This is a genomic window from Aeribacillus pallidus, from assembly GCF_050478865.1.
Lineage (GTDB): Bacteria > Bacillota > Bacilli > Bacillales > JACDOC01 > JACDOC01.
Genome location: NZ_JBCNBW010000062.1, coordinates 17,880 through 27,570 on the forward strand (window position 1 = coordinate 17,880; position 9,691 = coordinate 27,570).

At 42.1% G+C, this 9,691-nt stretch carries 7 protein-coding genes and 1 pseudogene; 7 read left to right on the forward strand and 1 reads right to left on the reverse strand.

The features are described 5' to 3' along the window. The first annotated feature begins 8 nt into the window (after nt 1–8). Both ABES52_RS13705 and ABES52_RS13710 read left to right on the forward strand, forming a co-directional pair. Nucleotides 9–1,070: a DUF3048 domain-containing protein gene (locus ABES52_RS13705; RefSeq protein ID WP_429651744.1), complete on the forward strand. Its 1,062-nt coding sequence runs from the start codon at nt 9–11 to the stop codon at nt 1,068–1,070. A 17-nt stretch (nt 1,071–1,087) separates the two neighbouring features. After that, nucleotides 1,088–1,405 carry a YerC/YecD family TrpR-related protein gene (locus ABES52_RS13710; protein WP_429651745.1) on the forward strand — a complete coding sequence of 106 codons (318 nt, stop codon included), beginning with the start codon at nt 1,088–1,090 and terminating at the stop codon, nt 1,403–1,405. 115 nt (nt 1,406–1,520) lie between these two features. Here the strand turns inward: ABES52_RS13710 and ABES52_RS13715 are convergent, their stop codons facing one another. Then, nucleotides 1,521–2,057, reverse strand: a complete 537-nt coding sequence (locus tag ABES52_RS13715) for a putative periplasmic lipoprotein (RefSeq protein ID WP_429651746.1) — start codon at nt 2,055–2,057, stop codon at nt 1,521–1,523. Between the two features lie 143 nt (nt 2,058–2,200). Here ABES52_RS13715 and pcrB point away from each other — a divergent pair, with 143 nt between their 5' ends. The 5 genes and pseudogenes from pcrB to ABES52_RS13740 form a co-directional block, all read left to right on the forward strand. Next, on the forward strand, nt 2,201–2,893 hold the full coding sequence (gene pcrB, locus ABES52_RS13720) for a heptaprenylglyceryl phosphate synthase (protein ID WP_429651747.1): 693 nt from the start codon (nt 2,201–2,203) through the stop codon (nt 2,891–2,893). A gap of 70 nt (nt 2,894–2,963) precedes the next feature. Continuing rightward, on the forward strand, nt 2,964–5,150 hold the full coding sequence (gene pcrA / locus ABES52_RS13725) for a DNA helicase PcrA (RefSeq protein ID WP_429651748.1): 2,187 nt from the start codon (nt 2,964–2,966) through the stop codon (nt 5,148–5,150). A gap of 23 nt (nt 5,151–5,173) precedes the next feature. After that, complete coding sequence (gene ligA / locus ABES52_RS13730) at nt 5,174–7,180, forward strand: NAD-dependent DNA ligase LigA (protein ID WP_429651749.1); 2,007 nt, start codon at nt 5,174–5,176, stop codon at nt 7,178–7,180. Nucleotides 7,181–7,195: 15 nt separating this feature from the next. Further along, on the forward strand, nt 7,196–8,365 hold the full coding sequence (locus ABES52_RS13735) for a CamS family sex pheromone protein (RefSeq protein WP_429651750.1): 1,170 nt from the start codon (nt 7,196–7,198) through the stop codon (nt 8,363–8,365). Between the two features lie 610 nt (nt 8,366–8,975). Continuing rightward, nucleotides 8,976–9,691: pseudogene (locus ABES52_RS13740) on the forward strand (aldehyde dehydrogenase family protein); the annotation flags it as partial.

Here is a 9,691-nt window from a genome sequence, read left to right on the forward strand (position 1 = left end):
TGTCAATCATGTGGGTAAAAAAAATGATGGCTACGACCGTAGTCGCTACGTTATTAGTCGGGTGTAGTGATGAACAAGAGCCGACAACGGTGACAACAGAGCCAGTAGAAGAAACCGAGGAGCAAGATACGACAAATGTTGAAGCCGTTAAACAAGAAGTGAACTATGTTTACCCTTTAACAGGGTTACCAGCAAAGGAAGAAATAGCGCAACGCTCCATTGCCGTGACGATTAACAATCATCCGAAAGCCAGGCCGCAAACAGGCTTACATAAAGCCGACATCGTCTACGAAGTATTAGCGGAAGGAGACGTAACTCGTTTTTTAGCCATTTACCAAAGCGAAATGCCGGAAAAATTTGGACCTGTCCGTAGCTCACGCGATTATTTCATTGAGCTGGCCAAAGGATACGACAGTATATATATTGCACACGGCTATAGCCCTGAAGCGCGTCAAATGCTCGAAAGTGGATACATCGACAACATGAATGGTATACAATACGATGGAACGCTTTTTAAACGTGACTCCTCACGAGTAGCACCGCACAATTCATACATTACGTATGAAAGTATCGTCAAAGGAGCAACGAAATTACAATTCGATTTAAATCGCAGCCCAGAGGCTTTGCCATATTTAACGGAAGAAGAAGTAGAGACACTAACTGGACAACCGGCTCCGTCTGTGATGGTTTCCTATTATAAAAACCCAACGTTTACGAGCGTGTATGAGTATGATCAAGAAATGGGAAAATATACGCGAATATCTGGTGGGGTGTTAACAGCCGACCGAGAGACAAATGAACCGGTATTAATTGACAATATTTTTATTATCGAAACAGATCATAAAGTAGTTGACAATGCCGGCCGTCGTGATATTAACTTATTTTCGGGAGGAAATGCCCTTCTCATTCGCGAAGGGGTGTTAGAAAAAGTTCAATGGATGAACGATGAAGGACGAATTGTACCAGTACGTAACGGTCAAAAGGTGGCATTTGCCCCTGGTAAGACGTGGATTCATATCGTTCCATCATTAATAGACTTTGTATCGTATGAGACGATTGAAACCAATTAAAAAGAGGAGTATGTGTGATGCAAATAGACAAATTACGTGGGAGAGAATTAGACCAATTATTTAAAGCAATTCTTTCCTTAAAAGATTTAGAAGAATGCTATCGCTTTTTTGACGATTTATGCACAGTGAATGAAATCCAATCGTTGTCCCAACGATTAGAAGTAGCTCGCATGCTACGTGAAGGGAACACCTATCATAAAATTGAAACCGAAACAGGGGCTAGCACGGCAACCATCTCTCGTGTCAAACGTTGTCTCAACTACGGAAATGATGCCTATGCCCTTGTTCTAGATCGTTTGGAAAAAGAAAACAAAGAAGAAAAAACCGAAGAATAAGAAAAACAGGTGCTTCACTAAGAAGCACCTGTTTTCTTCATAGATTCTCACCTTTCATTAAAGTACACAATAGATAATTTACGCTTCCATCCGAAGTAAAAAATATGATGTACATTTACTCTACAAGAGATATCGTTGTATTTATCGCAATAGGGGTAATTTCCAAAGAAGAAACATCAAGAATCTCTGTTACGAGTACCTTGACTTCATATGTTCCTCGTGGTGCCTCTTTTTTTGAAGGCGAATTTCTTATTTTTTGAACGTAAACAGCATCAATTTCTAAGGTTTCATTAGGTTTAAAAGGACCCCAACCGTAATCATCCGTACATACCAAATTTTCAGTTCCTTTCTCAAGTAATTGGTACCCTTCATCTGGTTTGGTAATAAGGATTTTTATTGGGGTCGGGCATGACGAACTTCCAATGACATGAGTGAGTGTAGTTCCCCGCTCGTTTGTCACTTTTGCCTTGACACGAATTTCTTCCCCTTTAGAAAACGTATCTTTATTAAGTTCAACATAAAAATTTAACCCGTTTATCGTATCTTGAATGACTATAGGATCAGCATCAGTTGATTTTACAACAGGTTCAGAAGAAAAACGGCATCCAACTAAACCGAAAGTGACCAAAACAACAATCAACCATTTTTTCAATTTCTTCACCTTCCTTATAGAGATAGACGGAAGTGAATAAAGGAAGTTACATCCATTTTTCATAGTGTTCCTATCGTTTCTTTTTGAACAGGTCAACAAATGCTATAATGGTGTAATGGAAAAAAGTAATGGAGGACAAAGGTATGTACGATATTCGCGAGTGGAAGCATGTTTTTAAACTCGATCCAAATAAATCCATTTCAGATGAAGCTTTAGAAAAAGTGTGCGAGTCAGGAACCGACGCGATAGTAGTTGGCGGTTCAGATGGTGTAACGTTAGAGAACGTGCTTGATTTAATGGCTCGGATTCGTCGCTATACGGTACCTTGTGTGTTAGAAGTATCCAATATCGAATCCATTACCCCAGGGTTTGATTTTTATTTTATCCCAACGGTTTTAAACACGGATCGTTCCGAATGGTTTAAAGGGCTGCACCATGCGGCTATCAAAGAGTACGGAGAATTAATGAACTGGGATGAAATTGTTGTAGAAGGTTATTGTATTTTAAATGAACAATGTAAAGCAGCCCAATTAACAGGCGCAAACACGGAACTCACTAAGGAAGATGTCCTTGGCTACGCGATGATGGCGGAAAAAATGTTCCGGATGCCGATATTTTATTTAGAATATAGCGGCTCTTACGGTGATGTCGAGCTTGTAAAAGAAGTGAAACAAACGTTGACTGAAACTACCTTATTTTACGGTGGCGGCATAAAAGGACCGGAACAAGCTGAAGAAATGGCCCAATATGCGGATGTCGTTGTCGTTGGAAACGTGGTGTACGAAGATTTAGACCAAGCGTTAGCAACGGTCAAAGCCGTAAAATCAATGGATTAAAAATCATGAAATGTACAAGACATATCGTTTATAATAAGAACAAATGTTCTGTATAGGTGGTGTACCATTCATGCAATTTCTTACTGAACGACTGTTGAGCGGTTTAAACCCACAGCAACAACAGGCGGTCAAAACGACAGAAGGACCGCTATTAATTATGGCAGGGGCAGGAAGTGGAAAAACGCGTGTGCTAACCCATCGGATTGCCTACTTAATGGTTGAAAAAGGGGTCAATCCGTACAACATTTTAGCTATTACGTTTACAAATAAAGCGGCCCGGGAGATGAAAGAGCGGATTGCAGCCCTTTTAGGAGGAGCAGCGGAAGAAATTTGGATTTCGACGTTCCACTCTATGTGTGTACGCATTTTACGTCGCGATATTGACCGTATAGGGATTAATCGCAACTTTACGATTTTAGATACGACCGACCAACAGTCTGTCATTAAAGGGATTTTAAAAGACAAAAATATTGATTCGAAAAAATTTGACCCACGAACGATTCTTGGAACGATTAGCAGTGCCAAAAACGAGCTCATGACCCCAGAAGAGTTTGCTAAGCAAGCGGGAAGCTATTATGACACGATTGTGAGCGATGTGTATACGGAGTATCAAAAACGGCTGCGCAAAAACCATGCACTCGATTTTGATGACTTAATTATGACGACGATTCACTTGTTCCAACGCGTGCCGGAAGTATTGGAGTACTATCAGCGCAAGTTCCAATATATTCACGTCGATGAGTACCAAGATACAAACCGAGCGCAATATATGTTGGTCAAAATGCTCGCATCTCGCTTCCAAAACTTATGCGTGGTGGGGGATTCGGATCAATCGATTTACCGTTGGCGTGGCGCTGATATTTCTAACATTTTATCCTTTGAAAAAGACTATGCCCATGCAAACGTCATTTTACTCGAGCAAAACTATCGTTCGACCAAACGGATTCTTCATGCAGCAAACGAAGTGATTAAAAACAATGTTAATCGTAAACCGAAAAATTTATGGACAGAAAATCCGGAAGGTCAAAAAATTGTATACTACCGAGCGCACAATGAGCAAGACGAAGCGCAATTTGTCGCGAAGAAAATTAAGGAGCTTGTAGACAGCGGGAAACGAAAATTATCTGATATCGCTATCTTGTACCGAACGAACGCCCAGTCACGGGTCATGGAGGAAGTGCTCTTAAAATCGAACCTCGAATACTCCATCGTTGGTGGAATTAAATTCTACGACCGGAAAGAAATTAAAGATATTTTGGCGTACTTACGATTAGTAGCGAACCCAGATGACGATATTAGCCTACAACGGATTATCAATGTTCCGAAGCGCGGAATTGGGTCGACTTCGTTCGATAAAATTGCCCGTTACGCCCAAGAGCATGACATTTCTCTTTTCCAAGCGATAGGAGAAGCGGACTTTATCGGGTTAAGCCCGAAAATTACAAAAGCGGTGATTGAGTTTCGCGACTTCATTCAAAGCTTTACGCAAATGCAAGAGTATTTATCGGTCACGGAGCTTGTCGACGACTTGTTAGACAAGTCTGGCTATCGGGAGATGCTCATTCAAGAAAAATCATTGGAATCACAAAGCCGCTTAGAAAACATTGAAGAGTTTTTATCCGTCACGAAAAACTTTGAAGAAAACAACGAAGATAAAAGCTTAATCGCCTTTTTAACGGATTTAGCGCTCATTGCCGATATTGACGAGCTTGGAAAAGAAGAAGATTCATCCGATGCCGTGATTTTAATGACGCTGCATGCAGCGAAGGGATTAGAGTTTCCGGTTGTGTTTTTAATGGGTATGGAAGAAGGTGTGTTCCCACATAGCCGTTCCCTAATGGAAGAAGAGGAAATGGAAGAAGAGCGCCGTTTAGCCTATGTTGGAATTACGCGTGCAGAAGAAGAATTGTACTTAACGAATGCGGAAATGCGCACCCTTTTCGGACGAACGAATATGAACCCAGTTTCTCGTTTTATCGATGAAATTCCTGAGGAGCTCATTGAGCGTGTCGGGGAAGAACAACGCTCCTCTTCATTTGGGTCTCCACGCATGCAAACGAGACGACCAGTGTTGCGCCCAACAGGTGGCGAGAAACAAGAGTGGAAAGTCGGAGATAAAGCCGAACATAAAAAATGGGGCGTCGGTACGGTTGTAAGCGTGAAAGGTGAAGGTGAGGGACTGGAATTAGATATTGCTTTCCCTGGTCTTGGGATTAAACGTCTGTTAGCGAAGTTTGCCCCAATCGAGAAAGTATAAAGAAAGCGAGGCAGAAGATTCGAATGGATCGTCAACAAGCTGAACAACGTGTACGGGAACTACACAAATTATTAAACCAGTACAATTATGAATATTATGTGTTAGACCGACCTTCTGTTCCGGATGCAGAATACGATCGTCTGTTACAAGAACTGATCGACATCGAAAAGCAGTATCCAGAATTAAAAACGCCGGACTCTCCGTCCCAGCGAGTAGGAGGGGAACCATTAGACGCGTTTAAAAAAGTCGAGCATAAAATCCCGATGCTAAGCCTCGGTAATGCGTTTAACGAAGCAGATTTACGCGATTTTGACCGACGCGTTCGGCAAGCGGTCGGCGACGATGTTCGCTATGTTTGTGAATTAAAAATCGACGGACTTGCCGTTTCACTTCGCTATGAAAATGGGGTGTTCGTTCAAGGAGCGACACGAGGTGACGGAACGACAGGGGAGGATATTACGGAAAACTTAAAAACGATTAAGTCCATTCCTCTTCGCCTCAAACGTGATGTTACCATTGAAGTCCGCGGTGAAGCTTTTATGCCGAAACATTCGTTTGAAGTATTAAACGAACAAAAGCGGGCGAAAGGGGAAGAGCCGTTTGCGAATCCGAGAAACGCGGCGGCTGGTTCATTACGACAGCTCGATCCGAAAATCGCAGCTTCTCGTAACTTAGATATCTTCCTTTACTCAATAGCTGATGTCGGGGATACTGGAGTCACCTCCCATAGCGAAGGATTGGACTTATTAGAAGAACTCGGCTTTAAAACGAATAAAGAGCGGAAAGTGTGCGCGAATATAGATGAGGTACTACAGTTTGTGGATAGCTGGTTAGAAAAGCGACCTCACTTACCGTATGACATTGATGGCATTGTTATTAAAGTTGACTCATTGGAGCAGCAGCAACAGCTCGGTACAACGGCGAAAAGTCCGCGTTGGGCTATTGCGTACAAATTCCCTGCCGAAGAAGTGGTGACGCAACTTTTAGACATTGAACTTAGCGTCGGTCGGACAGGGGTCATTACTCCAACCGCGATTTTAGCGCCCGTTCGCGTAGCTGGTACTACCGTACAACGAGCTTCGCTACACAACGAAGATTTAATTCGCGAAAAAGATATTAAAATCGGCGACCATGTCGTGGTCAAAAAAGCAGGCGATATTATCCCGGAAGTCGTTAATGTGTTAACGGAAAAACGGACAGGAAACGAACAAGAATTTCACATGCCCACACATTGTCCGGAGTGTGACAGCGAGCTGGTTCGTTTAGACGGGGAAGTCGCGCTGCGGTGTATAAATCCAAAATGTCCGGCCCAAATTCGGGAAGGCCTCATCCATTTCGTTTCACGGAATGCGATGAATATCGACGGCCTTGGTGAAAAAGTCATTGTGCTTCTTTTTAAAGAACAGCTTATTCACGATGTGGCGGACCTTTACTACTTGAAAAAAGAACAGCTGCTCGGGCTTGAACGAATGGGAGAAAAATCGGCGACCAATTTAATCAACGCCATTGAAGCATCCAAAAACAATTCACTGGAGCGGCTCTTGTTTGGTCTTGGTATTCGTCACGTTGGAGCTAAAGCGGCAAAAACGTTAGCGCAACACTTTGAAACAATGGATCGTCTCATGAATACGACATTTGAAGAATTAACAGCTATTCATGAAATTGGGGAGAAAATGGCGGATTCAATTGTGACGTACTTTGCCCAACCAGAAGCAAAACAATTGATCGAAAAGCTCCAGTCCGCTGGGGTCAACATGACGTACACCGGACCAAAACCGGTGCAAGCAGGTGAAGTGGAATCCGTATTTGCTGGAAAAACCGTCGTATTAACAGGAAAGCTCGAACAGTTAACAAGAAACGAAGCCAAAGAAAAAATTGAGGCATTAGGTGGAAAAGTAGCCAGCAGTGTGAGCAAAAAAACCGACTTTGTCATCGCTGGTGCCGATGCCGGTTCGAAATTGAAAAAAGCACAAGAACTCGGCATTGAAGTTTGGGATGAGGAGAAGCTGCTCGAAGAACTTAACCGATAAGAGGTGCAGGTACACATGAAGCGTTTCATTTACGGTGCACTAGTCTCCCTTCTTCTTTTAGGAGGCTGTGCTCCTAAGTTTGAAAAGCAAGACGAAGTGATTCAGGAAGAAGATAAAACAAAAGAAACAGCGATAATCCCGAATTACAATATTTCTAATCAATATTATCGGACGATTTTACCATTTAAACCGAGTCAATCTCGTGGGGTCGTTGTTGGAAACTTAAATACTCGTTACGATATAGCCGAGTTTGAAACAGGGCTAATGAGAATTGCGCAAAATGTATTCTCGACGGAAGATTACTTTTTCCAAGAGGGACAATATTTAGACCGTTCAACTATCAACGCCTGGTTAAATCGAAAATATACAGAGCAGGAACTAAAAGCGAAAAAAATAGATCCAGAAAAAAATCTTGGGTTAAACCCTCCGAATGACGGAAAAGGGACCATTGCTGAGCAGAATGAAAAAAATCCAATCTATTTAGCTCATATATTAGAGCATAATTATTTAATCAAAAGCGATGAAGATACCGTCAAGTTAGGCGGAGTGGTTATTGGTCTTGCGTTAAACTCGGTCCATTATTATCAAGAAATTCAATATGGACCAACGTTTACCGTCGACATTCCCCATGAAAAAGTAGTCGAACAAGGAAAGAAAATAGCAGACGAAGTCCTCAAACGCCTTCGTCAAATGGACGGTTTATCTAATATTCCAATTGTGATTGCTTTATACGAACAAAAAGGAAAAAATTCCGTCGTACCTGGTAACTTTTTTGCCTATACGTACGTATCGAATAACAGTTCGAAGATTGATAAGTGGGAAGAAGTTAACGAAAAATATTATTTATTCCCATCTTCAGAAGCAGAAAAAGAGAAAAGAGAAGACTATACGATTTTTGTGAATTTTAAAGATGACGTAGAAGAATACTTCCCGAATTACAACGGAGTCGTCGGTCGTGGTTTTTATGTCAATGACCAACTTCAAGATTTAAAAATTGAAATTCCGATTCAGTTTTACGGAAAAGGCGAAACCATTGGCTTTACGCAATACGTCACCGGCCTCGTGATGGACCATTTTCCGCCATATTTGAATGTTGAAGTCAATGTAACGTCTGTCACAGGGCCTGAAGCCTTAATAGTCCGCAAACCAAACGAAAATGAACCGTTTGTACACATATACGATTAAAAGATGGCTGCATAATGCGGTCATCTTTTTTTGAGAAGGCTCTGTTATATGTCATTGTTGATTTTTAGCAAGTTATTCACACGGCGGCGACTCCAGCGGGGACAAGAAGCCAGGCAAGACCCTTACTTGAGCGTAGCGAGGGAAGCGGCTTGCACCTTGCCCGCAGAAAGCGTCCGCCACAAGCGTAATGTATAAATATCAACAGGAGTGTTTATCAGACACCCATGCCAATAATAATTGGTACATCGATAAATGAAATAACAGCAAAAGTTATCCACAGTTATTTCAGGGTAGAGCCTTGCAGAAAAAGAAAACGTGTTGGTTTTCAGGTATCATTAGCATACGGGTTTGGTACATAGGATGTTGGAATTGGCGCATTTAGAAGATGAAAAAGGCTTATAAGACATCTAGATTGGCACATAGGACACAAAAGCGGACCGATAGGCACATCTCTTCGCAACATCAAAGGAAAAACCGGTACTGACTCCCCGGAAGTCAGTACCGGATTTTCGCTATAAAAATGCCAATCTTTCGAAAATTGATGAACAAAAACAATCCATGATAGAATGAAAAATGTATTGAAAACGTTTACTGAATAGGAGGGAATGGGATGATCCCGTACAAACACGAACCGTTTACGGACTTTTCGAAAGAAGAGAATAAGCGAGCGTTCCAGGAAGGATTAAAGCTTGTTGAAAGTTATTTAGGTCAAGATTATCCGCTAGTCATCGGTGGCGAGCGCGTGACAACAGAAGACAAAATCGTTTCGATCAACCCAGCGAACAAAGAAGAAGTGATCGGTCGCGTTTCTAAAGCAAATAAAGAACTCGCGGAAAAAGCGATGAACGTGGCGTACGAAACGTTCCAAACATGGAAAAAGTAAAACCAGAAGTGCGTGCAGATATTTTATTTAAAGCGGCTGCGCTCGTTCGTCGTCGCAAGCATGAGTTTTCTGCTTTACTTGTAAAAGAAGCAGGTAAGCCATGGAAAGAAGCCGATGCCGATACAGCGGAAGCGATTGACTTCATGGAGTATTACGGTCGTCAAATGTTGAAATTAAAAGACGGAATTCCAGTGGAAAGCCGTCCAGGTGAATTTAACCGATTTAATTACATTCCATTAGGTGTCGGTGTGGTCATTTCCCCATGGAACTTCCCGTTTGCGATCATGGCTGGTACCACAGTGGCATCCCTTGTGACAGGTAACACTGTGCTATTAAAACCAGCAAGTGCCACTCCGGTTGTCGCTTATAAATTTGTCGAAGTATTAGAAGAAGCAGGTCTTCCTGCAGGTGTTCTAAACTTCATCCCAGGTAGCGGGGCGGAA